Annotated in this window: 17 protein-coding genes; 8 read left to right on the top strand and 9 right to left on the bottom strand. The window is 64.4% G+C overall.

Features of this window, described 5'->3' with window-relative positions; translation table 11 throughout:
* Positions 1–868: 868 nt before the first annotated feature.
* Entirely contained in the window at positions 869–3,550 is a 2,682-nt protein-coding gene (locus tag IV098_RS13550; protein WP_296889943.1) for a molybdopterin oxidoreductase family protein, read from the top strand.
* A gap of 98 nt (positions 3,551–3,648) precedes the next feature.
* Here the strand turns inward: IV098_RS13550 and IV098_RS13545 are convergent, their stop codons facing one another.
* Complete coding sequence (locus IV098_RS13545; RefSeq protein ID WP_296889941.1) at positions 3,649–4,350, bottom strand: CZB domain-containing protein; 702 nt, start codon at positions 4,348–4,350, stop codon at positions 3,649–3,651.
* 169 nt (positions 4,351–4,519) lie between these two features.
* Here IV098_RS13545 and nirB point away from each other — a divergent pair, with 169 nt between their 5' ends.
* The 4 genes from nirB (at position 4,520) to IV098_RS13525 (ending at position 10,433) form a co-directional block, all read left to right on the top strand.
* A complete protein-coding gene (gene nirB / locus IV098_RS13540; protein ID WP_296889939.1) occupies positions 4,520–6,967 on the top strand; it encodes a nitrite reductase large subunit NirB in 2,448 nt (815 codons plus the stop codon).
* A 36-nt stretch (positions 6,968–7,003) separates the two neighbouring features.
* Positions 7,004–7,336, top strand: coding sequence for a nitrite reductase small subunit NirD (gene nirD, locus IV098_RS13535; protein WP_296889937.1), 333 nt, complete (start codon positions 7,004–7,006; stop codon positions 7,334–7,336).
* A 71-nt stretch (positions 7,337–7,407) separates the two neighbouring features.
* Positions 7,408–8,619: a NarK/NasA family nitrate transporter gene (locus IV098_RS13530; RefSeq protein ID WP_296889935.1), complete on the top strand. Its 1,212-nt coding sequence runs from the start codon at positions 7,408–7,410 to the stop codon at positions 8,617–8,619.
* Positions 8,620–8,750: 131 nt separating this feature from the next.
* On the top strand, positions 8,751–10,433 hold the full coding sequence (locus IV098_RS13525; protein WP_296888221.1) for a bifunctional protein-serine/threonine kinase/phosphatase: 1,683 nt from the start codon (positions 8,751–8,753) through the stop codon (positions 10,431–10,433).
* Positions 10,434–10,445: 12 nt separating this feature from the next.
* Here IV098_RS13525 and IV098_RS13520 read toward each other — a convergent pair whose 3' ends face one another.
* The 3 genes from IV098_RS13520 to IV098_RS13510 all read right to left on the bottom strand — a co-directional run bounded on the left by IV098_RS13520 (position 10,446) and on the right by IV098_RS13510 (position 14,123).
* Positions 10,446–10,955: a DUF4124 domain-containing protein gene (locus IV098_RS13520; protein WP_296888200.1), complete on the bottom strand. Its 510-nt coding sequence runs from the start codon at positions 10,953–10,955 to the stop codon at positions 10,446–10,448.
* Positions 10,955–13,261: a mechanosensitive ion channel domain-containing protein gene (locus tag IV098_RS13515; protein WP_296888202.1), complete on the bottom strand. Its 2,307-nt coding sequence runs from the start codon at positions 13,259–13,261 to the stop codon at positions 10,955–10,957. The genes IV098_RS13520 and IV098_RS13515 overlap by 1 nt, the downstream gene beginning before the upstream one ends.
* Positions 13,262–13,322: 61 nt before the next feature.
* The gene (locus IV098_RS13510; RefSeq protein WP_296888204.1) at positions 13,323–14,123 is read right to left on the bottom strand and encodes a dienelactone hydrolase family protein; all 801 of its coding nucleotides are present in this window, start codon (positions 14,121–14,123) and stop codon (positions 13,323–13,325) included.
* 75 nt (positions 14,124–14,198) lie between these two features.
* Between IV098_RS13510 and IV098_RS13505 the strand changes: the two genes are divergently transcribed.
* On the top strand, positions 14,199–14,948 hold the full coding sequence (locus IV098_RS13505) for an energy transducer TonB (RefSeq protein ID WP_296888206.1): 750 nt from the start codon (positions 14,199–14,201) through the stop codon (positions 14,946–14,948).
* A gap of 29 nt (positions 14,949–14,977) precedes the next feature.
* Here the strand turns inward: IV098_RS13505 and IV098_RS13500 are convergent, their stop codons facing one another.
* The 4 genes from IV098_RS13500 to IV098_RS13485 form a co-directional block, all read right to left on the bottom strand.
* Positions 14,978–15,397 (bottom strand): hypothetical protein, encoded by a 420-nt coding sequence (locus tag IV098_RS13500; protein ID WP_296888208.1) that lies wholly within the window; start codon positions 15,395–15,397, stop codon positions 14,978–14,980.
* Between the two features lie 334 nt (positions 15,398–15,731).
* Positions 15,732–16,139 carry a Cu(I)-responsive transcriptional regulator gene (gene cueR / locus IV098_RS13495; protein WP_296888210.1) on the bottom strand — a complete coding sequence of 136 codons (408 nt, stop codon included), beginning with the start codon at positions 16,137–16,139 and terminating at the stop codon, positions 15,732–15,734.
* Positions 16,136–18,508 carry a heavy metal translocating P-type ATPase gene (locus IV098_RS13490; RefSeq protein ID WP_296888212.1) on the bottom strand — a complete coding sequence of 791 codons (2,373 nt, stop codon included), beginning with the start codon at positions 18,506–18,508 and terminating at the stop codon, positions 16,136–16,138. The genes cueR and IV098_RS13490 overlap by 4 nt, the downstream gene beginning before the upstream one ends.
* Positions 18,509–18,607: 99 nt before the next feature.
* Positions 18,608–18,808: a heavy-metal-associated domain-containing protein gene (locus IV098_RS13485; RefSeq protein WP_296888215.1), complete on the bottom strand. Its 201-nt coding sequence runs from the start codon at positions 18,806–18,808 to the stop codon at positions 18,608–18,610.
* A 271-nt stretch (positions 18,809–19,079) separates the two neighbouring features.
* Here IV098_RS13485 and IV098_RS13480 point away from each other — a divergent pair, with 271 nt between their 5' ends.
* A complete protein-coding gene (locus IV098_RS13480; protein WP_296888217.1) occupies positions 19,080–20,099 on the top strand; it encodes an ABC transporter substrate-binding protein in 1,020 nt (339 codons plus the stop codon).
* Positions 20,100–20,227: 128 nt separating this feature from the next.
* Complete coding sequence (locus IV098_RS13475; protein ID WP_296889933.1) at positions 20,228–22,909, top strand: EAL domain-containing protein; 2,682 nt, start codon at positions 20,228–20,230, stop codon at positions 22,907–22,909.
* 48 nt (positions 22,910–22,957) lie between these two features.
* On the opposite strand, the gene IV098_RS13470 is transcribed toward IV098_RS13475, so the two are convergent.
* Positions 22,958–23,046: rubredoxin (locus IV098_RS13470; RefSeq protein WP_296890021.1), on the bottom strand; the 89-nt coding region annotated here is incomplete at its 5' end.

The following is a 23,046-nucleotide window of genomic DNA, read 5'->3' as shown; positions in this document are numbered from 1 at the left end:
CTCGACTATGAGTGTGATGAGCCCGCTGCGCAAGGTGTAGACGCTCGGCGTCACATCGCCCTGTTCGTGTTGCCCCGAATTGCTGTTACATGACGCACTCATTGGTGAGGAGGTGTGACTGATTAACAGCAACGCTTGTGCCATCCTGGTCGGCGGCGCTGCCGTGGAAAAAGTCCAGTAAACCAATGCGTTGAGAGCTTCTGTTTGAGAGGGGGGATTCAGGCGCCTGTTTGGGTTGGCGGTAATCCATCATCCGTGTCGAGGCGGCAATTAGCAAGCACCCTCGGCAGTTGGAGATGCGTGACAGGGTGGATACCGGCTTTCGGCTTGGGCTGCACGCATCCGGAGGAGCGCCGTGCCCCTACAGATCATTCTGAAAAGCTCAGCTTGTGGCGTGGCACCCGGGGCCTGCTCACGTCCGTAACATGGGTGATCCGGTGGCATGGGGAGGTGTTCGTACCGTCATTTTTACCGACGCGTTGATCGAGCGTTAAGGCGCGCTACTTGAATTCGCCGGTGACGGCTTCCAGTGCGTCCTGCAAGGTGACCTGGACGTTGAGCTTGCCGTATTCATATCAGATGTGGGCGCAGTGCTGGTGCGATAAATCCAGGCCACTGAGGCGTCAATGGCGACACGTTATGCGGCGCGTTGTTGAAGCAGGGAGTGCTTCATTAAGAAGCAACTCGCGAGCGCTCGTGGTTTGTTCGGGGCTTTGTGCACCAATTTGTGGCATGCGGGAGGCGTTATGCACACCTGTCGAACACGCAATGTGTTCGATTGTGGGGCCGAACCTGCCAAGCTTATGAATCCACGCTTATTAAATGAGCTGGCATCCGCCGTGCTTTATTCTTCGCGCGAGGTATGTCCATGTCTATCGTTTCATCTGTTTGTTGTTATTGCGGGACCGGCTGCGGGGTGTTGATCGAAACCGAAGCCGGAACAATCACCGGCGTGCGTGGCGATCCGGCGCATCCGGCCAATCAGGGCAAGCTTTGCACCAAGGGCGCGAACCTGCATTTGTCGGCGCAGGCCGGCGGGCGGGCGCTCCATCCCGAATTGCGCACTGACCGCGCCGCATTGCGCCAGAAAACGAGCTGGGCGGCGGCGCTCGACCATGTCGCCGACACTTTCGGCGCCGTCATCCGCGAACACGGGCCGGACGCGGTGGGCTTCTATATCTCCGGCCAGCTCACCACTGAGGCGTATTACGCCTTCAACAAGCTGGCCAAAGGCCTGATCGGCACCAACAACGTCGACACCAACTCGCGCCTCTGCATGTCGTCGGCGGTGGCGGGCTACAAGGCCACGCTGGGCGCGGATTCGCCGCCCGGCTGCTACGACGACATCGACCACGCCGGGGTGATTTTCATCGCCGGGTCGAACACCGCTTTCGCCCATCCCATCTTGTTTCGCCGCATCGAGGCGGCGCGCAAGGCCAACCCCGCGCTCAAGCTGATCGTGGTGGATCCGCGCCGCACCGATACGGCGGCGGAGGCCGATCTGCATTTGTCGATCCTGCCCGGCACCGATGTGGCGCTGTTCCACGCCATGCTCAACGTGATGCTGTGGGAAGAGCTGATCGACCGCGATTACATCGCCGCGCACACCGAAGGCTGGGACGCGCTGCGCGCCAGCGTGCGCGAGTATTCGCCGGAAAAAGTCGCGCCGATCTGCGGCGTCGCCGCGGCCGACATCGTGCAGGCGGCGCGATGGTTCGCCCAGGGACCGACGCTGTCGCTGTATTGCCAGGGTCTCAACCAGTCCAGTTGCGGCACCGACAAGAATGCCAGCCTCATCAACCTGCACCTGGCGACCGGCCAGATCGGCAAGCCGGGCGCCGCGCCGCTGTCGCTCACCGGCCAGCCCAACGCGATGGGTGGGCGCGAAGTCGGTGGTCTGGCCAATCTGCTGTCGGCGCACCGCGATCTCGCCAACCCTGAACACCGCGCCGAGGTCGCCGCGCTGTGGGGGGTGGACGACGTGCCGGCGACGCCGGGCAAGACCGCGATCGAAATGTTCGAGGCGGTGAAGCGCGGCGAAATCAAGGCGCTGTGGATCGCCTGCACCAACCCCGCGCAGTCGCTGCCGAACCAGGCGCTGGTGCACGAGGCCTTGCAAGTGGCCGAATGCGTGGTGCTGCAAGAGGCCTTCGCCGATACCGAAACAGCCCGCTACGCCGACGTGCTGCTGCCCGCCACGAGCTGGGGCGAAACCGAGGGCACGGTGACCAATTCCGAGCGCTGCATATCGCGCGTCCATGCAGCGGTGCCGCCGCCGGGCGAAGCGCGCCCCGACTGGGCCATCGTCTGCGATTTCGCGCGGCGGCTGTTGCCGGAGAAGGGTGCGCGCCTGTTCCCGTACGCCGACGCCGAGGCCATTTTCAACGAACACCGCGAATCGACGCGCGGGCGCGATCTCGACATCACCGGGCTATCCTATGCGCTGCTGGAACAGGCGCCGCGGCAATGGCCGTTTGCCGCAGGAAGCGATGCGGGCACGGTCCGCCTGTATGCCGACGGCCTCTACCCCACCGCCAGCGGCCGCGCGCGCTTCCACAACGCAGCCTACTGTCCGGTGTCCGAAGCCATCGACGCGCGTTACCCGCTGCATCTGAACACCGGCCGCCTGCGCGACCAGTGGCACGGCATGAGCCGTACCGGGCTGGTGGCGCGGCTGTATTCTCATGTCGAAGAGCCGCTGCTGTCGATGGCGCGCAGCGACATGGCGCGCCGCCGCCTTGCCGACGGTGAACTGGTGCGGGTGAAAAGCCGGCGCGGCAGTCTGGTCGTCAAAGTGGCGGCCAGCGACGAACTGCGTGCCGGGCAGACCTTCATGCCCATGCACTGGGGCGGCCGCTTCATGGCTGGGCAGGGCGTGAACGCGCTGACGCTGGACGCGTTCGACCCGGTGTCGCGCCAGCCCGAACTCAAGCATTGCGCGGTGCAGGTCGAAAAAACCGAGCTGCCGTACCGGCGCGCGATCATGCGGCGCGGCGACGGCGCCACCCTGCTGCGGCGGGCGCAGCCCTTCCTGGCGCACTTCGATTACGCCACCGCCAGCCTCACCGGGCGCGACAAGACCGTGCTGGTGTTCCAGGCGGCAAGCGTCGGGCCGCTGCCGGAAGCGCTGGTGCAGGAAATGGACGCCGCCTTCGGGCTGGACGATCCGCTGCTGACCATGAACTACCAGGATGCGCGGCGCGGCATCTGGAAAAAGGCACGGGTGGAGGAGGGCGTCATCACCGGCGCCCGCCTGTCCGGCGAAACCGCCGCGCAGGACTGGCTCAAGGATCTGATCGCCGCCGGCGCCTCCGCGATGGACGTGCGCGCCTGGCTACTGGCGCCGGTGACGCAGCCGCCGGCGGGCGGCATCGGCCGCGGCCGCATCATTTGCAACTGCCTCGACGTAGCCGAGCCGGATATCGTCGCCGCCATTGCCGCCGGCGCCGACCTTGCCGCCTTGCAGGCCACGCTCAAATGCGGCACCGAGTGCGGATCATGCGTGCCTGAGTTGAAGCGGTTGCTGGCGGCTAAACCGGCTGTGGGGTAGGGAACTAGCCGGGAAGAAATAGAGCGGTCATGCTGTTTTGAACGATCCGGTTGAGCTTGAGCGTGTGCTGCTGGTCGCGTTGTGTACAGCCGGCGGCTTCAGTCTCGTTTTTCGGTGGCTTGAGTGGTCGCTTCAGGGGTCGCTGCGGCGTCATGCGTCGGCGTTGCCGGTTTGTGGTTGTCGTGCAGGGTCAATTTTCGCAGAAAGGCGCATACCGCATGGCTGGCCCGGTCGAAATCGCCGCCCGAAGCAAGTGACTGTCGCGCGGCCTCGAAGTTTTTCTGCTTGATGTTGTGGACAATCTCACCGGCCACTTGATGAAATCGGTCATGCATTTCGCAGGCTTTAGCGTAGTTCTCTGGCGATAGCTTCCTGCGCCCCCCATCATTCAGCCATATACCCAATTTACAGGCATCGGCGCGGCCAACACTGGATAAATCCAGCTCAACCTTACCGCTCAGAAAATTTCGGAATGTGGCTTTCCAGGCACCATGCACGGCAATGGCCTCTTCGATATCGCTTTTGATTGTCATACCAGCTCCGATGAACGAGTAAACCCTGAAATCAATAACGGCATGGCCGCAATTTTTTTTAGCGGAAAATTTATCGGGATACAGAAACCGGGTCTTTCCATCCGGGTAGCGGGCTGGTTTAGATGCGCTGAAATAAGGCGTCTGGTCCAGTACGAGTGCATCCGTGCTGTCGCGGTGCTCGATTTGCAGGCAGAACCGCTGCGCGACGTTGTGGAACCGAAATGACCGCGCACTTAAAATGGGCAAAAAATCCTGTTTCGCCGCCATATGGTGCGCAGTCTTGATACGTGCACTTATCTGGTGCCCGTCAAGGGGGTGATGCAATCGGGTCACTGGAAAAATCCCAATTCATTCAATGCGTCCCGTGCATTTATGAGGATGGCATTGCTCTTGCTTACATAAACTCAAGCCTATTGATACCGGAGTTGAGAGCAAGATGGATATGAGCACCCCCGCCAAGAAAATGAAGCTGGTGATGGTTGGCAACGGCATGGCCGGCGTGCGTGCGCTGGAAGAACTGCTGAAGCTCGCCCCAGACCTGTACGAAGTCACGGTGTTCGGCGCCGAACCGCACCCCAACTACAACCGCATCCTGCTGTCGCCGGTGCTGGCGGGCGAGCAGACGGTGGACGACATCGTGCTGAACCCGCTCGACTGGTACAGCGAAAACAACATCACGCTGCATGTCGGCCAGAAAGTGGTGAAGATCGACCGCAACGCGCGCGCAGTCGAAACGGAGGACGGCATGCGCGTCGGCTACGATCGTCTGCTGCTGGCGACTGGTTCCAATCCGTTCATCCTGCCGGTCCCCGGCGCGGACCTGCCCGGCGTCATCGGCTTTCGCGATATCGCCGACGTCGACGCGATGGTTCAGGCCTCCAGCCAGTATCAGCACGCAGTGGTGATCGGCGGCGGCCTGCTCGGGTTGGAGGCGGCCAATGGCCTGATGAAGCGCGGCATGCAGGTATCGGTCGTGCATATCGGTCCGTGGCTGATGGAGCGCCAGCTCGACGAACCGGCGGCGCGCCTGCTGCAAAAGAGCCTGGAAGAAAAAGGCATGAAATTCCTGCTGCAGAAACAGACGGCGGAACTGGTGCGCGGCGAGTCGGGCCGGGTCTGCGCGATCAAGTTCAAGGACGGCGATTCCGCACCGGCCGACCTGGTCGTGATGGCGGTCGGCATCCGTCCGAATACCGAACTGGCCGAGTCCTCCGGCCTGCATTGCAACCGCGGCATCGTGGTGAACGACACCATGCAGACTTTCGATCCGCGCATTTATTCGGTGGGCGAATGTGCCGCGCACCGCGGCATTGCCTACGGTCTGGTGGCGCCGCTGTTCGAGCAGGCCAAGGTGGTGGCCAACCATCTGGCGCAGCACGGCATCAGCCGCTACCAGGGTTCGGTCACCTCGACCAAGCTCAAGGTCACCGGCATCGACCTGTTTTCCGCCGGCGATTTCATGGGCGGCGAGGGCACCGAATCCATTCTCTATTCCGACCCCATCGGCGGCGTCTACAAGAAGCTGGTGATCCGCGACAACAAGCTGGTCGGCGGCGTGATGTACGGCGACACCGTGGACGGCGCGTGGTATTTCTCGCTGCTGCGCGACGGCAAGAACATCAACGAATTGCGCGACCATCTGATGTTCGGCCAGGACCACTGCGGCAACCTTGGCCACAGCGGCATCAACAAGGCCGCGTCAATGACCGACGACATGGAAGTGTGCGGCTGTAACGGCGTGTGCAAGGGCGACATCGTCAAGGCGATCCGCGAGAAGGGCCTGTTCACGCTGGAAGACGTGCGCAAGCACACCAAGGCCTCGGGCTCGTGCGGTTCCTGCACCGGTCTGGTCGAGCAGATTCTGGCGGTGACGGTGGGCGGCGATTATTCGGCCACGCCGAAAACCAAATCGATGTGCGGCTGCACCGAGCACACCCACGAAGAAGTGCGCGCCGCGATCCGCCAGAACAAATTGCTGACGATTCCGCAGGTGCAGGAATTCATGCAGTGGAGCACACCCAACGGCTGTGCCAGCTGCCGCACAGCGCTGAACTATTACCTGATCTCGACCTGGCCGGGTGAGGCGGAGGACGACCCGCAGTCGCGCTTCATCAACGAACGCGCCCACGCCAACATCCAGAAGGACGGCACCTATTCGGTGATTCCGCGCATGTGGGGTGGCAACACCACGCCGTCGGAATTGCGCCGCATCGCCACCGTGGCCGAGAAGTACAACATTCCCACGGTACACGTCACCGGCGGCCAGCGTATCGACCTGCTCGGCGTGAAAAAAGCCGACCTGCCAAAAGTGTGGGCCGACCTCGACATGCCGTCGGGCCACGCCTACGGCAAGGCGCTGCGCACGGTGAAGACCTGCGTCGGTTCGGAGTGGTGCCGTTTCGGCACGCAGAACTCGACGCAGATGGGCATTGATCTGGAAAAAGCCTTCTTCAAGATGTGGGCGCCGCACAAGGTCAAGCTCGCGGTGTCGGGCTGCCCGCGCAACTGCGCCGAAGTCGCGATCAAGGACGTCGGCATCATCGGCGTCGACTCCGGCTGGGAAATCTATGTCGCCGGCAACGGCGGCATCAAGACCGAAGTCGCGCAGTTCCTGATCAAGGTCAAGACCGAAGCCGAGGTGATGGAATATTCCGGCGCCTTCCTGCAGCTGTACCGCGAAGAAGGGCGCTATCTCGACCGCACCGTGCACTACGTTGAACGCGTGGGGCTGGATTACGTGAAGAAGAAAATTCTCGACGACCACGAAGGCCGTAAAGCGCTGTACGAGCGCCTGGTGTTTGCCCTGTCGGTCGAAAAAGACCCGTGGCTGGAGCGCACCCAGGAAGGCAAGTACGCGCAAGAGTTTGCTGCGCTGACGGTTTGACGCGTTTTAACTGACTCTGAATAACAAGGAAGCAACATGACCCAATGGCTTGAAGTATGCGATTTGACCGAGATTCCCAAGCTCGGCGCGCGCGTGGTGAATCACGGCGCACTCGCGATTGCCGTGTTCCGCAACGCCGACGATGAAGTGTTTGCGCTGGAAGACCGCTGCCCGCACAAGGGTGGCCCGCTGTCGCAAGGCATCGTGCACGGCCGCAGGGTGACCTGCCCGCTGCATGGCTGGAATATCGAACTGATCGCCGGCTGCGCGGTTCCCCCGGACGAGGGCTGCGCCCGCGAGTTTCCAGTCAAGATCGAAGCGGGGCGGGTGTGGCTCGACCCCGTGGCGGCCGCCAGCGCGGTAGCCTGAACAGCACGACCGTAGTCCAAAAAACATAACTTATACGGGCGGAAAATCCGCCCTTCGGCAGGAGCATCACCATGACACGCGACTTCTGGAAGTCGGGGCACACGCCTACCCTTTTATCAGCCTTTCTCTATTTCGACATCGCTTTCATGGTGTGGGTGATGCTTGGCCCGCTCGGCGTGCAGATTGCCGAAACCCTCGGCCTCACTGCCGCCCAGAAGGGCATGATGGTGGCCACACCGGTACTGGCGGGCGCGCTGCTGCGTATCGTGATGGGCGTGCTGGTCGACCACCTCAAGCCGAAAATGGCCGGCCTGATCGGCCAGCTGGTGGTGATCGCGGGCTTGCTGTGGGCGTGGCTGGCGGGTATTCACAGTTACCGCGAGGTGCTGATTCTCGGCGTGCTGCTCGGCTTTGCCGGCGCGGCTTTTGCGGTGGCGCTGCCGCTGGCGTCGCGCTGGTATCCGCCGCAGCATCAGGGCACAGCGCTCGGCATCGCTGGCGCGGGCAACTCCGGCACCGTGTTCGCGGCGCTGTTCGCGCCCAGCCTCGCTGTGGCCTTCGGCTGGGGCAACGTGTTCGGCATCGCGCTGATTCCGGTCGGTGTGGCGTTTCTGGTCTACCTCTTTTTCGCCAAGGACGCGCCCGACTGCCCTCCGCCGAAATCGCTGCACCAGTACCTGAACGTGCTGAAAGACCGCGACGCCTGGTGGTTCATGTTCTTCTACTTCGTCACCTTCGGCGGCTTCGTCGGCCTGGCCTCCAGCCTCACCATTTATTTCCACGACCAGTACGGCATGACGCCGGTGCACGCGGGCTATTTCACCGCCGCCTGCGTGTTCGCCGGCTCGCTAGTGCGGCCGATGGGCGGCATGCTGGCCGACCGCATCGGCGGCATCCGCACCTTGCTGGTGGTGTATTCGCTGGCCGCCGCGTTTCTGGTCGTCGTCAGCTTTGGTGCGGACAGCGCCTGGCTGGCGCTGGCAGGATTCATGCTCGCCATGGGCACGCTCGGCTTTGGCAACGGCGCCGTGTTCCAGCTGGTGCCGCAGCGCTTCCGCAAGGAAATCGGCGTGATGACCGGCATGGTCGGCATGGCCGGCGGCGTCGGCGGCTTTTATCTGGCAGCGAGCTTGGGCTACATCAAAGGGCAGACCGGCAGCTATCAGCTGGGACTGTTGATTTTCGCCGGGCTGAGTGTGGTCGCGCTGCTTGGGCTGACCGTGGTGAAACAGCGCTGGCGCACCACTTGGGGCGCGGCGGCGATTGCGGGGGCGAAGGTTTAAGGGCGGTAAGCGGTAAGCGGGGAGCGGTGTGCGCGTCGTGCTGACGCGCCAACCTATAATCCTGCTCACCGCTCACCGCTCACCGCTCACCGCTCACCGCTCACCGCTCACCGCTCACCGCTCCCGTCCCCATGCCCCTGAAACTCGATTTCGGCTACGCCACCGCCACCGGTCCGCGTGAGCGCAACGAAGACTTCGGCGGTTTCGTCGAGCCCGCCGATCCGCAGCTGGCGGCGACCAAGGGCATGCTGGCGGTGGTGGCCGATGGCGTGTCGGGCGGCTCGCACGGGCGCGAGGCGGCCGAGACGTCGGTGCGCAATCTGCTCGCCGACTACTACGCCACCCCCGACTCCTGGGAGACACCGCACGCGCTGGGCGCAGTGCTGGCGGCGATCAATCGCTGGCTGTCGGGGCAGACGGCGTCGCGCACCGATGCCGGCGGCATGGCGACCACGCTCACCAGTCTGGTGCTGCGCGGCCGCAGATTTCACTACGCTCATGTAGGCGACACCCGTCTGTATCGCCTGCGCGGCGAAACGCTGGCGCAGCTGACCGTCGATCACGTGTGGGAAACCCCCGGCATGTCGCATGTGCTGAAGCGCGCGCTCGGACTGGACACCCACGTGTTGCCGGATTTCGGCGAGGGCGATCTGCTGGCGGGCGATGTTTTTCTGATCGCCTGCGACGGCGTGTGGGAGCCGCTCGGCCAGCTCGACCTGCACCGCCTGCTGAAGCTGCACGACGCGCCGCAGCGGGTTGCGGATGCGCTGGTCGAGGCGGCGCACGCGCAGGGCGGGCAGGACAATGCGACCGCGCTGGTGGTGCGGGTGGCCGAGCTGGGGACGGACGAATCCACGCTGAGCGACGCGCGCGACCTGCCCTTGCCCGGCAAGCTGAACGCCGGCGCCCGGCTCGACGACTTCGTGATCGAGGACCTGCTGCACAACGGGCGCGACGCGCTGGTCTACCGCGCGCGGCATGAAAAAACCGGTCAGCGCTGGGCGCTCAAAACCCTGCAGCCCATCCTCGCAGGCGACGCCGACGCGGCGTGCCGGCTGCTGGCCGAGGAATGGTTTCTGAAGCGGGTGCATTCGCACTATTTCCCCGACGTGCTGGCGCTGCCCGGCCGCAACTTTCTGTACTTCGCAGTGCGCTATCACGAAGGCGCGACGCTGCAGGACAAGCTCGACGCCGGCCAGCATTTCTCGCCAGTGGAGGCCGTCACCCTGATGATCCGGGTGCTGAAAGGCCTGGCTGCGCTGCATCGGCTCGACATCGTGCATCGCGACATCAAACCGGCCAACCTGCATGTCGACCCCGCAGGCAAGCTGCGCATTCTCGACCTGGGGGTGGCGCGCTGTCCCACGCTCGACACACGCGAACTGCATGCCCAGCCCGGCACCCCGAGCTACATGGCGCCCGAACTTTTCAACAGCGCGGAGGCCAGCCCGCAGAGCGATCTCTACGCCGTCGGCGTGAGCGTGTATCACCTGTTGACGCGCAAGTACCCCTACGGCGAAATCGAGCCGTTCCAGCGTCCCAAATTCGGCGAACCGGCGCCGCCATCGCGGGCCCGGCCGGACATTCCGCCGTGGCTGGAAAACGTGTTGCTGAAGGCGGTTGCGCGCGATCCCGCGCAACGTTTCGAGACGGCCGAGGAAATGCTGCTGGCGCTGGAACGCGGCGAAGCCAATCCGCTGCTGCGCCGCCGCACGCCGCTGATCGAGCGTTCGGCGGCAGGCGCGTGGCCGCTGGTCGCGGCGCTCTCGATCGGCCTGAACCTGCTCCTGCTGTTCGTGTTGCTGGCGAGCTGACGGTCAGGTAACTCAGCGCGGCTGCGGCGTCGGCCGCGGTGCAATCGGGATCGGTCTGTTGGTCGGCATGCCAGGCGGAAAGCCTGCACCGGGCGGCGGGTAATACACCGGCTGCGGCACATACACCGGCGTTTCAATCACCACCGGCTGCACCGGCTGCTGCGCCGCCCGCTGGCGCTCGGATTCCGCTTCGCGCTCGGCCTCTACGGCTTCCTTCTCCCGCCGCTCGGCTTCCAGTTCCTCCGCCTGGGCGGCGTTCTTTTTCAGGCGGGCTTCGGCGGCCTGGACTTCCGCTTCGCTGGGCGGTGGCGCGACCTCCACCTTTTCCACCTTGACGCCCTGCGGCGGGGTGGAGGAGTAGGTCACGTTGCCCGCGCTGTCGACCGATTTGTAGAGTTCGTCCGCAACGCTGGGGGAGCTCACCAGGGCAGCGAGCAGCAGGGGGAAAAGCTGCGCGGGTTTCATCGGTTTCCTTTCAGGCTTGAGCAGGCTGGGCGGGTTGAACGGGCTGGGTGGGTGCATCAGGTGGCGGCCACCATCTCCACCCGGATCGGTTCGCGGCTGTCGAGATGGACATCGCGTTGCGGGAAGGGGATGGCGATGCCGTGTTCGGCGAAGCGCTTGTCGATGCCGAGGCGGATTTCGCTGGCGACCTGGCGGCTGTTGTCCTGTAGGCTGATGTCCAGCCAGTAATCGACGCGCAGCAGCAGCGCGTTGTCGCCGAAGTCTTCCAGCAGCACCAGCGGCATCGGCACCTTGAGCACGGAGGCATGGTCGGTCACCGCCTCGCGCACCAGCCGCATGGCCGTTTCGATGGGCGATCCGTAGGCGATGCCGACTGTCACAGAAAAACGCAGCAACTGGTCGGACAGCGTCCAGTTGGTGACGGTTCGCTCCAGGAACACGCTGTTCGGAATCAGCATGTCGATGCCGTCGTAACGCTGCACCTGGCAGCAGCGGCTGCCGATGTCGTGTACGCGGCCGCGGATGCCGTCGACTTCCACGATGTCACCCAGCTTGATGGGTTTTTCCACCAGTAGGATCATGCCGCTGATGAAGTTGTTGAGGATGTTCTGCGCACCAAATCCGAGGCCGAGGGCGAGCGCGCCACCCATGAAGGCAAATGCGGTGAGCGGAATATGCGCGGTGATCAGCGCCAGCACCACCAGCCCGACGCCCATGCCGATACTGGCCAGCCGCAGCCATAGCAGCGCTGCGCTTTCGTCGCCGGCATACCGCTTCAACATCCAGCGCCGCGCATAGGCGCTGATGCGGCCGGTGAGCCACAATCCCAGCACCAGAATCAGCAGCACCTGCACCAGCTTGCCCAGGGTCACGCTGCGCTTGCCGGTGATCTCGCGGCCCTCGACCACGATGGTGTCGTCGACGGTGATCAGTTCGAAATTCCACACGGCCGTGATGGCGCCGGCGGTCGTGATCCACGCGCCACGCAGACGGCCGCTCCAGCTCAGTTCCTGGCTGGCGAGCTGGCCGATCTGCTGCCAGTTGTAGAGCATGCCTTCCAACTGCTCAATCTGGCTCTGGTTCTGCCGTAGCAGGGCGTCGCGCGTCTGGTACGCCTGGTATTGCCGTTCGACCTGTTGCCGGTCGCCTTGCCCGGGTTTCCATTCCGCGAGCTGGGTGCCCAGCAGGGCCAGGCTGGCCTGGACCCGATCGCTATCCGCGCGCACGGCGCTGCGCCATTCGCCCATCCGCGCCTGGTAAGCCTGGAGCATGCTTTCGGATTGCCTGACGGTTTGGCTGTCGTGCGCCTGCATCCCCTGATAGCGTTGTTGCCAGGCTTGTTGCATCAGGCTGTTGCCGTAATTCAGCAGCCGCAGCGAGCTCATCCTGCCATCGGCCACGTCGGTTTCGACGCGGGCGGTTTCCAGTTGTTGCAGCAACTCGGGGGAAGACCGGCCTGTCGCAAGTTGTGCCCTGATGCGGCCCAGCGCGGTCTGTGCCTGCTGTTCCTCCTTTTCCGCCAGCGCGGTCTTTTGCGTGATCGCTTGCGACTGTTCGGCCAGCCTGGCAAGCAGCCGGTCCCTTTCCTGCAGGCTGAACGTCAGCGAGCGGCTGGCCTCTGTCGCCTTGCTCTCCAGCCATTGCTGCTGGGTCTGCAGGTTGGCCGCTGTTTCTTCTTGCAAATTGCGCAGCGCTTCAAACAGGCCAAGGCGGTTTTCCGATTGGCGGTTGCCGGCTCCGGCCAGTTCGGCCAGCCAGCGCAAGCGCGCCGCCTGCGCGAGTTCGTCCGAGGTCTGCAGCTGTTCGTCCGCCAGGCGCTTCGCCTGTTGCGCCGCCTTCAGGTTTTTTTTCTCCTGCTCGAACATGTTGTCGATCAGACGCTGCTCAACCCGGGTCGCTTCGATTTCGCGGCCGATGCGCCGCACCTGCGCCCACCAGTTGTCGGCCAGCTCGATGGTGTAGGGCGGTTTCTGGCCAAATCCTTTCCAGGTATTGCGGGCTGCAGCCCGGTCTTCTTCGGTGCGCCGCTCTTCCGCCAGATCGTTCAGCGCGTTGACATGCGCAGTCAGCGTGCGCGCTTCGCTGGTTTGTCGCTGCAGGTATTGATTCCATTCCGCGTCGCTGGCCTCGACTGGCGGAACCTGCAGGATCTGGCTTTGCAGCTTGGCCAGCCGTTGCTGGAGGGTCTTGACCTGCGCGTCGAGCGAGTCGGCCTCGGCATCCGGTTTGTTCTGGGCCGCCGTCTGGCTGGAAGCGCCGGATTTCATGCCGGGAATCAGGTTTTGCGCCTGGCCTTGCGCAGTGCCGACGAGGAGCAGCAAGCCGAAAAGGGCGTGGCTGAAAGAGGCTTTGCGTGCGGTCATGATGTGTACAGGACAGGATTCGACAAGGAGGGGCGGGGGAACGGGCGCATGCACGGGCGATTCACGAGCAGCGCATGTCGGGCGTCAACTGCATCCACTTCATCAACCAGTTTTTCGCACGTTCGCGCGCATGCCGCGCCGCAATCTTTTCCTCGGGCGTCTGATCCGGGCGGAAATCAAACGCGCGCCGCGCCATCGGGTATTCCTGCCATTCCACCGGCACACCGCGTTCCCACAGGGCGTAAAAGGCGCGACCGCTGTTCATGCGACGCAGTTCGTAATCGGCGTCGCCGATCAGGAACAGTATCGGGGTCGTGATCTGCGTGACTTCGGGCGCGATGCGGAACAGCTGGTCCGGTTCCGGTGCGTTGGGATTCTGCATGTGGCCGTAGTAGCTGACGATGGCGGCAAGTTCAGGGCCGCGTTTGGCCGCCAGGCGGATCGCGTAATACGGACCGCGCGACAGGCCGACCACGCCGACCGGCTGCTTGCACGCATTCGGCAGCGACTTCAGGTAATCCAGCCCGGCTTCGACATCGAGCTCGGTCTCCGGGTTGTGCGCCGACGGCCAGCGTTCGATGAAGCGGCCGCTCTGCCAGTCAGGGGCGACCACCAGAAAACCCTGCGCGGCGAGTTCGCGGACGTGGGCGCGTTCGTCGCCTTCGTAGCCGCGCTTGGCATGGATGAACAGCACCGGCGGGAATGGCCCCTTGCCGGCCGGGGTGGCGATCTCGACCGGCACCGCGGAGCCGTCGGCGGCCTTGAGCGTGTGCTGGGTCAGGCTGATTTCGTCTGCGCTACCCGCACCGGCCCAGCCGTGCGCCGATGCTAAGATGGCGGCCGCAATGACGAGTCTTTTCATGGTTGATTCCCGCAATTTTTCTGCGGCCTATTTTAGGCCAGCGCAGCGCGTTTACCGTGCCGTGCGGGTGGATTCATGAACATGCCTTTCGAGGAGCCCACCCTGCCGCCGATTTCGCCGCGCGCGCAACGCGTGCTGGTTGCCGGGTGGATTTCGCTGGGGCTGCATGCCGCCTTGATCGCGCTGGTGCAGGTGGCGCCGCCCGCACCCGTCAGCCTGGGCGAAACGGTGATCGAAGCGCGGCTGGTGTCGCGGCAGGCCGCATCGGTGGCCGCTGTCCAGCCACCTGCAACTGGAGCGAACCCGCCGGAAGTCCCGACGGAAACACCCAGGCTGGTGCCGAGCGAGGCTGTGGATATGCTGCCGGTCGCCCGGCCTCAAGTGGCGCTGCCGCCGGACGTGCCACCCGCTCCCGCACCTGCGCCTGCTGATCCCGTAGCGTCCGCTGAGCCGGCCGTTGCCGTGCCGCCGCCAGCCCCCGCGCCGGCAACCGCCATCACCAGCGCAGTCGACCTCACTTACTACAGCGCGCGCGATGTCGATGTGCATCCGCGTGCGCTGCATGAAGTGATACCGGTTTATCCGGCCGATGCCGACCGTCGGCGCGTGTCCGGCAAGCTGCGTCTGCAGTTGAAGTTGCAGGCCGACGGCCGCGTCAGCGACCTCGAAGTCCTGAGCGCCAGTCCGCCCGGCGTGTTCGACGAATCGGCACTGCAGGCGTTTCGTACCGCGCGCTTTGCGCCGGCGCAGAAAAATGGCCGCCCGGTGCGGGCGCTGGTACAGATCGAAGTGGTGTACGACTGGGCGGGCCAGGATCGGCGTTGATCGCCGCGCCTGCCCCGGGTTTTCAGGTATCAGTCATCGTAGTCATGGCCGTGCTTGTTGCCCTGGCCGTTATGGTCTTTTCCATGGTTGCCTTTGCTGTTCTTGCCCGGTTTGCCATGGTGTTTTTCCTGGTAACGCGGAACGTACTCGTTCTGATACCAGCTATCCTGAACAAAGTAGACGCGCTCGCCGCAGGCATGGTATTGGCCACAGTACTTGCGCCAGTTCTTGGCGTGGCCGGGCGGGACGTGCAGGTAGACCGGCGGGCGGTGTATCGGTCCCCGCTCGATGATCAGGGGTTCCGGATAGACGAAGTGTGGCGGCGGAAAGTCGCCGATGTCGATGCGTCCGTAGAAACCGGGCTGGCCGACGCTGATGGAAACGCCGACATCGGTCGCGTGTACCGGTGTGACGATGGCAAGTGCGGCTGCAAAAAATATTCGTTTCATTCTGATTCTCCTGCGTGATGTCGCCACGTTTGGCGCAAGGGTTGGAATGTTGCCGAACAGGCTTTCAGCATGCCCCGGATTTTACCCCCGGTCTTTTCCGGCGACTCGGATTCAGGGTGCCAGCGCTGCAGCAGCAGGGCATTGCTCACCACGCTGACGCTGGAAGCCGATGGTCGCGTCAACGATGTCGAGGTGGTGAGCGTCGTCCCGCCTGGTGTATTTGACGGCAGGCGTTCCGTCCCACGCGCTTTGCTCCGGTGCAGAAGAACGGCCGCCCGGTGCGTGCGCCGGTTCCGACCGCAGTGGGGCACGAGTAGGCGGAACGTTTCTGCACTCAGTGACCCTGCTGCGAGGCCGGTTCGACCAACCCTTGCAGGATAGGGCAGTCGGGCCGCTGGTCGCCGTGGCAGGCGCGGGCCAGGGCAAGCAGCGTGGTGCGCATTTCGGTCAGCGCGGCGATACGGGCATCGAGATCGGCGATGTGTGCCTTGGCGAGGCGCTTGACGTCGGCGCTGGCGCGTTCGGGGTCGTCCCACAGCAACAGCAATTGCCGGATCTGTGCGAGCGAGAATCCGAGGTCGCGCGCGCGACGGATGAAGCGCAACAGGTGGGCATCGCGTTCATGGTATTGCCGGTAGCCTGCCAGGGTGCGGCTGCTTGTGCGGATGAGGCCGATGCTTTCGTAGTGGCGGATCATCTTGGCCGACACGCCGCTGGCGCGGGCGACTTCGCCGATGTTCATTTCCTCCCTCCTTCCGGCCGCCAGCGCTTGAGCGTGAGTGCGTTGGTCACCACGCTGACGCTGGAGAACGCCATCGCTGCGCCGGCGATCACCGGGCTCAGAAAACCGAATGCCGCAAGCGGAATGCCCACCACGTTGTAGACGAAGGCCCAGAACAGGTTCTGCCGGATCTTGGCGTAGGTGCGCTTGGAAATGTCGATGGCGTCGGCCACCAGCGCCGGGTCGCCGCGCATCAGGGTGATGCCGGCGGTATGCATGGCAACGTCGCTGCCGGAGGACATGGCGATGCCGACGTCGGCGGCGGCCAGCGCGGGCGCGTCGTTGACGCCGTCGCCCACCATCGCCACGGTTTTGCCGTCGGCCTTGAGTGCGCTCACGTGCTCGGCCTTGTCGGCCGGCAATACCTCGGCCAGCACACGGTCGATGCCGAGCATCGCCGCCGCCGCCTGCGCGGCGCCGCGGTTGTCGCCGGTGAGCATCACGGTGTCGACGTTCAGAGCTTTCAGGCGCGCCATCCCCGTTGCTGCAGTGGCCTTGACTGCGTCGCCGAACGCCAGCAGGCCGAGCACGCGACGGTCGCCGGCATGCGCGAGCCATGACACGCTGCGCCCGGCGGCTTCCTGCTCGGCGGCAGCGGCGTCGAGCGCGGTGATGTCGACGCCGTTCTCGTCCATCAGGCGGCGATTGCCGAGCCAGTAGTCTTCGCCCGCCACCTCGCCGGCCATGCCGCGCCCGGGCAGCGCCTGCTGCGCGCGAGCGGGCCGCGGCGAGATCCCCGCCGCGGACGCTTCGGCCTGCACCGCACGCGCCAGCGGATGCTCGCTGCCTGCCTGCAGGCCGGCAGCGAGCGCCAGCACGTCGTTGCGATCATGGCCGGCGGCCGCCACGCAGGCGGCGACGTGCGGCGTGCCGTCGGTGAGGGTGCCGGTCTTGTCGAATACCACGGTGCTGATCTTGTGCGCGAGTTCCAGCGCTTCGGCGTCCTTGATCAGGATGCCGTGCTGTGCGGCGACGCCGGTGCCGGCCATGATCGCGGTCGGGGTGGCGAGCCCGAGCGCGCATGGGCAGGCGATCACCAGCACCGCGACGGCGTTGAGGATGGCGGTCTCGACCTCGCCGCCATACGCCCACCAGCCGACGAAGGTGACGAGTGCGACCGCCATCACCACCGGCACGAACACCGCGCTGACCTTGTCGACCAGGCGCTGGATCGGCGCCTTCGCCGCCTGCGCGTCCTCGACCAGGCGGATGATGCGCGCCAGTACGGTCTCGGTGCCGACCGCCGTGGTGCGCGCGATCAGCACGCCGTGGGCGTTGATCGCGCCGCCGGTCAGTGCGTCGCCGGGCTGCTTGTCGACCGGCAGCGATTCGCCGGTGAGCATCGATTCGTCGACCTGGCTGCTGCCCTCGACGATTTCCGCATCGACCGGCACGCGCTCGCCGGGGCGGATCACCACCACGTCGCCGACGCGCACGGCTTCGATCGGCAGATCGCGGTCGACGCCGTCGTGGCGCACGCGCGCGGTGGCCGGGCGCAGCGCCTGCAGGGCTCGGATCGCTTCGGTGGTCTGGCGCTTGGCGCGGGCTTCCAGCCATTTGCCGAGCAGCACCAGGCTGATCACCACCGCCGAGGCTTCGAAGTAGAGATGCATCGCATCGGCGTGGGCCAGCAGCAGGTAGACCGAAAGGCCGTACGCTGCACTGGTGCCTACCGCCACCAGCAGGTCCATGTTGCCGCTGCCGGCCATGAGCGCCTTCCAGCCGGCGCGATAAAAGCGCGCGCCGAGCCAGAACTGCACCGGGGTGGCGAGCAGCCACTGCAGCCAGCCCGGCAGCATCCAGTGCGCGCCGAACAGGCTGGCGAACATCGGGGCGATCAGGGGTAGCGACAGTGCCATTGCCATTGCCACCGGCCACCAGTCGGGCAGCGCGCGTGCGGGTGCCGCCGGTACGGTACCCGCCGGCGCCGGCAGCTGCGCGCCGTAGCCGGCACGCTCGACCGCGGCGATCAGCGCGGCGGGCGAGGTGCCCTGCGCCAGCTTTACGGTGGCCTGCTCGGTGGCGAGGTTGACGCTGGCCTCGAGCACGCCCGGTACCTTGCCGAGTGCCTTCTCCACCCGCGCCGAACAGCTGGCGCAGGTCATGCCGCTGATGTCGAGGGCGCAGGATTCGGTCGGTACGCTGAAGCCGGCCTTCTCGATCGCCTGCTTCACTACCGTGGCGTCGGTTTCGCCCGACACCGTCGCGGTCTCGGTGGCGAGATTCACCGTGGCGTCGGTCACGCCCGGCAACTGTTTGAGGATTTTTTCAACCCGCGCTGAGCAGCTGGCGCAGGTCATGCCCTGGATGGCTACGGATAAGTGGGTCATGCCGAACTCCTTTTCGATGCGATAACTGCACCGTAAACCTTCCTATCATGGGAGGGTCAAGCCGTTTGTTCAAGCCTCTTCGCAGGGGCGGGGCCGGGGTCAGCCTGGATCGCCTACGTGATAGCCGAGCGCCGAAATGATGTTTCGCAGTGAAGCGGCGGGCAGATCGCTAGCGATGCTGACGCAGCGCGATTCGAGGTCGGCCATCACGACAGCCGAAGCGTCGCACTTGAGGATGGCCTGGGTGATCTTGTTGGCGCAGCCGCTGCAGCGCATGCCCTGAATCTGGAACTGGATCATGAAGCGTCTCCTGTTGCCCGGTCAAATCTACCGTGGGAGACAGCGTTGGCTTTACCAGGGCGGGAAGGTCAAGCGCCAATGGCGGCGCTATGCGAAAGAATGCGCCAGGGAGACGCGGCCGGGAGGTGTGTTTTACAATGGAGTCGGATAATCAGAATAAATTAAGTTAATGAGTGTTGGCGGGGCACCTGCAGACGGTGCTGACCGGATACGCCGACGCCGCGGAACGGCTCGCAGCGTGCCGGGCTCTGGATGAGTGAGGGAGAACGCGATGCAACGTCGAACCATGCTCAAGGGCCTGGCTGCTTCAGCCATGCTGGGGGGTTTCAGGGCCCAGGCCGCACAGGATGCCGGGCCTGCCGTCATCCGGGTGAATATCCCCGGGCCGCACCTGCTGCCCTTCCTGCCGATCGAACTGATACCGAAGCTGGGAATAGACCAGGCGCTGGGCGTGCAACTGGCCATTCGTTACCTGCCGAGCGGCATTCTGGCGCTGGAAGATGCGCTGGCGGGCAATGCCCAGTTTGCCGGGGTCGCGTTTACCGCCCTGCCGGCCTTTATCGCCAAACACAAGCCGGTTGCGGCCATTGCGGTCCTGAGCAGCGGCGTGCCGCCTTATTCGGTGCTGATCCGGCCCGATCTGGCCAGCTCGGTGCGCAAGCTGAGCGATCTGCGGGGACGCAGCATCGGCATCCCGATGGGGAGCGTGACGTCGAAAACCTACCTGCAGGTAATGCTGGAGCTCTGGCTGGCCGAACACGGCGTGCGCAGCAACGAAGTCCGCTGGGTGCAGACCAACCAGAATCTGGCCGGCATGCAGGGTAGCCTGGTCAGCGGCATGGTGGATGCGGTTTTCTGCGAGGAGCCGCTGGCCGGTACCCTGGTGCGCAAGAAAATCGGTCTGCAACTGGCCAGCCTGTCCGAGCCCAGCGCGCTGGGCCGTGTGGGGTGGGCAAAACACATCCGTGCGGTGCTGGCATGCCCGCGTGAAGTCGTCGAGCGTCAGCCGCACCAGATCGAACTGATGACGGCCATGCTGAAGCGCAGCCTGCGCTGGATGCAGCAGCGCAAGGCCGAAGAGATCGTGGCCAAGCTGGGGGTGGAAGATGCGGAGTTGCGGCAGGATCTGATCAATCCGATCAAGCGGATCCCCAATCTGTTCAGCTCGGACGGGCGTTTCAAGCCTGCAGAGGTCGAGGCGAGCAGGCAATTCCTGATCGAGACGAAAGTGCCTTTACCCCCGGGGATGAGTATTCAGGGACTCATAGCCGATAAATGGGTTAATCAGTAGAACGCGATCCGCACCCCATGCTCGTTTGCCTCCTTACCCGACCTGTCCGCTGGGTCGCCCGCATACGCTGGCCGTTCAATCCGGCCGGGCGCGGCGCGAGCAGCGCTTGCGGGCACTGAACGCCCATTATGGAACCGTGTTTGCGGCAGCGCCTGACGGCGTTCTTCTCGGGAGGCTTGCGCCGGCAGGCCTACTGGCATCTTGCGCTTACCATCCTGATCGCCGCCGTCATCATTTTGCTGGCGGCCAGCTGGACCCTGTCCAACATCCGGGAACGCGATCTCGCGCTACAGCAAAACCAGCTGCTGGAGCATTACAGCGCCGTGCTGCCGCGGCGGGAAATCGCCTGGTCCACCGCGGCCAAGCAGGCGCAGTCCCGTCTCGAATATCTGCGCTTTCTCGAAGAGCCGGACGCGATAGCGCAACCCAAGCTCACCGCTTATCTGAACGCCCAATGGACGCTGAGCGAGTTCTCGAACCTGCTCATTCTGGACGGCGGCAATCAGGTGATCTTTCATCACGGTTCCGAATCGGACTCGCTGAAATCCCTGTTCGGCGAGCAGGCGACATGGATTTATGTGCCGCAATTCCACCAGCTTTACCGTGTGTTCCAGTTTCCGATCTGGCTCGGGCCGCGCGGCGAAGGGCGCCTGATCCTGTTCAAATCCCTGTCCAATTCGACCTTGCGGGAAATCGTCATTCCGCAGGCCCACCTGCAGCTCAGTTATCACGGCCAGCTGGTCGCCCAGTCGCACGACACGCCGCCGCCCAGCGGCGAAAACACCTTGCGCATCGAGCTGCCCTGGTCAGACGGGCAGGCGGCAAGCGAACTTGCGGCCGGACCGATGCTGGAAATTTATCGCGAGGTCGTCGACCAACTGCCCTATTCCAGTTTCATCCTGCGTACCGGCAGCGCCATCGCGCTGCTGACGCTGCTGATCTGGCTTTCGGTGGGGCGCTGGCTGGCGCGGACGGCCTATCGCATCGAGACTCTGGGCAAGGGCGCCCGCCTGTATGCCGAAGGCGAAACGCGCGAAGCCCTGGTCGCCGAACTGGAACCGGCGCGCCAGAATGCAGATGAAATCGGCGAAACCGCCGCCGCCTTCGAGCAGATGATGGAGACGATCCAGAGCCGGGCGCAGGAGCAGCAGTATTACCTGGAGACCTTGTCCTTGCTGGAAGAGGCGGTCGTCGAGTTGAGCGTGGCGGGCATCATCCTGCGCGCCAGCCCGGGCTGGAACAAGATCGTGCATCGCAAGGACGCGATCGGCGTATCGATATTCGAAGACATTCACGCCGAAGACGTCGAAATGCTGCAAACGCAACTGAACACCCTGTTCGCGGGCGAGAAACAGCAGATCAGCCTGCGTTTCCGGCTGCGTCCGCAATGGGTGGTCAAGCATGAAACCTGGGTCGAGTGCCAGCTGCTCCCGAACACGCACAAAAACGGCAAAGTGACCGGCATCCGCGGCGTGTTGCGCGACATTACCCAGACCTATCTGAACGAGCGGCAGATCACCCACATGGCGCTGCACGACGCGCTCACCGAGCTGCCCAACCGCATCCTGCTGGAAGACCGCATCAAGAATGCCTTGAGCATCGCCGAGCGCAACCGTCATCTGGTGGGGGTCTGCTTCATCGACCTCGACAATTTCAAGGTCATCAACGACACCCTCGGCCACAAGGCCGGCGACCGCCTGCTGGTGACGTTCGCCGAGCGGCTGCGTGCCAGTCTGCGCAGCGGCGATACCCTGGCGCGTTGGGGCGGGGATGAGTTCGTGCTGCTGCTGCCGGACATGCAGTCGATGCATGCGATTCGCAACGTGACCGAAAAGATCGTCCAGTCGCTGCAGCCTCCGCTGATCCTCGACGGCAACGAAATCCGCGTCACCTTCAGCATGGGGGCGGTCGTCTACCCGAGCGATGGCGTGGATATCGAGGTGCTGTTTTCGCAGGCGGATCGCGCCATGTTCTTTGCCAAGTCGCAGGGGCGCAACCAGGTCTGCTACTTCCAGGACATGGAGCGCAGCGAGCCGGGACGGCGCGAGCTCTACATCCAGAGTCACCTCACCCTGGCGGTCAATCAGGGCAAGATCGAAACCTGGTTCCAGCCCATCGTCGATGCACGCAGCGGCAAGTGCCACGCGGCCGAGGTGCTGGCGCGCTGGCATGACGGCGAATACGGCTGGGTCAGCCCGAGTACCTTCATCCCCATGGCCGAGAGCTTGGGTCTGATCGGCGAACTGGGGTTGCACATCATGAAGTCCAGTCTGGATGCCGCGCAGGTGTGGCATGCCCGGGGCGAAAAAGTGGCGCTCGCAGTCAATATCTCCAAGCGCCAGCTGTTCACGCCCTCGTTCACCCAGCATCTGCTGAGGGAGTTCGACGAGCGCGGTCTCGAGCATTCCATGCTGGTGCTGGAGGTGACCGAAAGCGTGGCCCTGAGCGACGTGCAGAATGGCGCCGAGCGGGTGACTGAACTGCGGAAGGCAGGCTTCGGCATCGCCATCGATGACTTCGGAACCGGCTATTCGTCGCTCTCGCAGCTGCATGAAATGCGCGCCGACGAACTGAAAATCGATATCAGTTTCGTGCGCCGCCTCGACGAGCCGTCCGGTCGCAGCATGGTTCAGGCCATCATCAACCTGGCTCAGCTGTTCGGCCTGAAAACCGTGGCGGAAGGGGTCGAGGATGCGGCGACGGCGCAGAAGCTGCGCGATCTGGGGGTCGATTACCTGCAGGGCTACTGGTTTGGCAAGCCCATGCCGCAAGCGGAGTTTCTGGCCTGGCTTGAAACCCGGTCCAGATGAATCCCTGAAAACTGCTGTTCAGGCGGCTGGCTTGGGCGTGGCCGGCCGTCAGTCGTCGAAGCAGTAGAAGTCCGTCTTGGTTACGCCGCAATCGGGGCAACTCCAGTCGTCGGGGATCGCCTCGTAGCGGGTGCCGG

The organism is Thiobacillus sp. (genome assembly GCF_018780105.1).
GTDB lineage: Bacteria > Pseudomonadota > Gammaproteobacteria > Burkholderiales > Thiobacillaceae > Thiobacillus.
This window is presented reverse-complemented; position numbering and strand designations above follow the sequence as displayed.

Excerpts from the sequence above, each read along its gene's own strand:
- IV098_RS13550 (WP_296889943.1), top strand. The coding sequence starts at position 869 with ATGTCTATCGTTTCATCTGTTTGTTGTTATTGCGGGACCGGCTGCGGG.
- IV098_RS13545 (WP_296889941.1), bottom strand. The coding sequence starts at position 4,350 with ATGGCGGCGAAACAGGATTTTTTGCCCATTTTAAGTGCGCGGTCATTT.
- nirB (WP_296889939.1), top strand. The coding sequence starts at position 4,520 with ATGGATATGAGCACCCCCGCCAAGAAAATGAAGCTGGTGATGGTTGGC.
- nirD (WP_296889937.1), top strand. The coding sequence starts at position 7,004 with ATGACCCAATGGCTTGAAGTATGCGATTTGACCGAGATTCCCAAGCTC.
- IV098_RS13530 (WP_296889935.1), top strand. The coding sequence starts at position 7,408 with ATGACACGCGACTTCTGGAAGTCGGGGCACACGCCTACCCTTTTATCA.
- IV098_RS13525 (WP_296888221.1), top strand. The coding sequence starts at position 8,751 with ATGCCCCTGAAACTCGATTTCGGCTACGCCACCGCCACCGGTCCGCGT.
- IV098_RS13520 (WP_296888200.1), bottom strand. The coding sequence starts at position 10,955 with ATGCACCCACCCAGCCCGTTCAACCCGCCCAGCCTGCTCAAGCCTGAA.
- IV098_RS13515 (WP_296888202.1), bottom strand. The coding sequence starts at position 13,261 with ATGACCGCACGCAAAGCCTCTTTCAGCCACGCCCTTTTCGGCTTGCTG.
- IV098_RS13510 (WP_296888204.1), bottom strand. The coding sequence starts at position 14,123 with ATGAAAAGACTCGTCATTGCGGCCGCCATCTTAGCATCGGCGCACGGC.
- IV098_RS13505 (WP_296888206.1), top strand. The coding sequence starts at position 14,199 with ATGAACATGCCTTTCGAGGAGCCCACCCTGCCGCCGATTTCGCCGCGC.
- IV098_RS13500 (WP_296888208.1), bottom strand. The coding sequence starts at position 15,397 with ATGAAACGAATATTTTTTGCAGCCGCACTTGCCATCGTCACACCGGTA.
- cueR (WP_296888210.1), bottom strand. The coding sequence starts at position 16,139 with ATGAACATCGGCGAAGTCGCCCGCGCCAGCGGCGTGTCGGCCAAGATG.
- IV098_RS13490 (WP_296888212.1), bottom strand. The coding sequence starts at position 18,508 with ATGACCCACTTATCCGTAGCCATCCAGGGCATGACCTGCGCCAGCTGC.
- IV098_RS13485 (WP_296888215.1), bottom strand. The coding sequence starts at position 18,808 with ATGATCCAGTTCCAGATTCAGGGCATGCGCTGCAGCGGCTGCGCCAAC.
- IV098_RS13480 (WP_296888217.1), top strand. The coding sequence starts at position 19,080 with ATGCAACGTCGAACCATGCTCAAGGGCCTGGCTGCTTCAGCCATGCTG.
- IV098_RS13475 (WP_296889933.1), top strand. The coding sequence starts at position 20,228 with ATGGAACCGTGTTTGCGGCAGCGCCTGACGGCGTTCTTCTCGGGAGGC.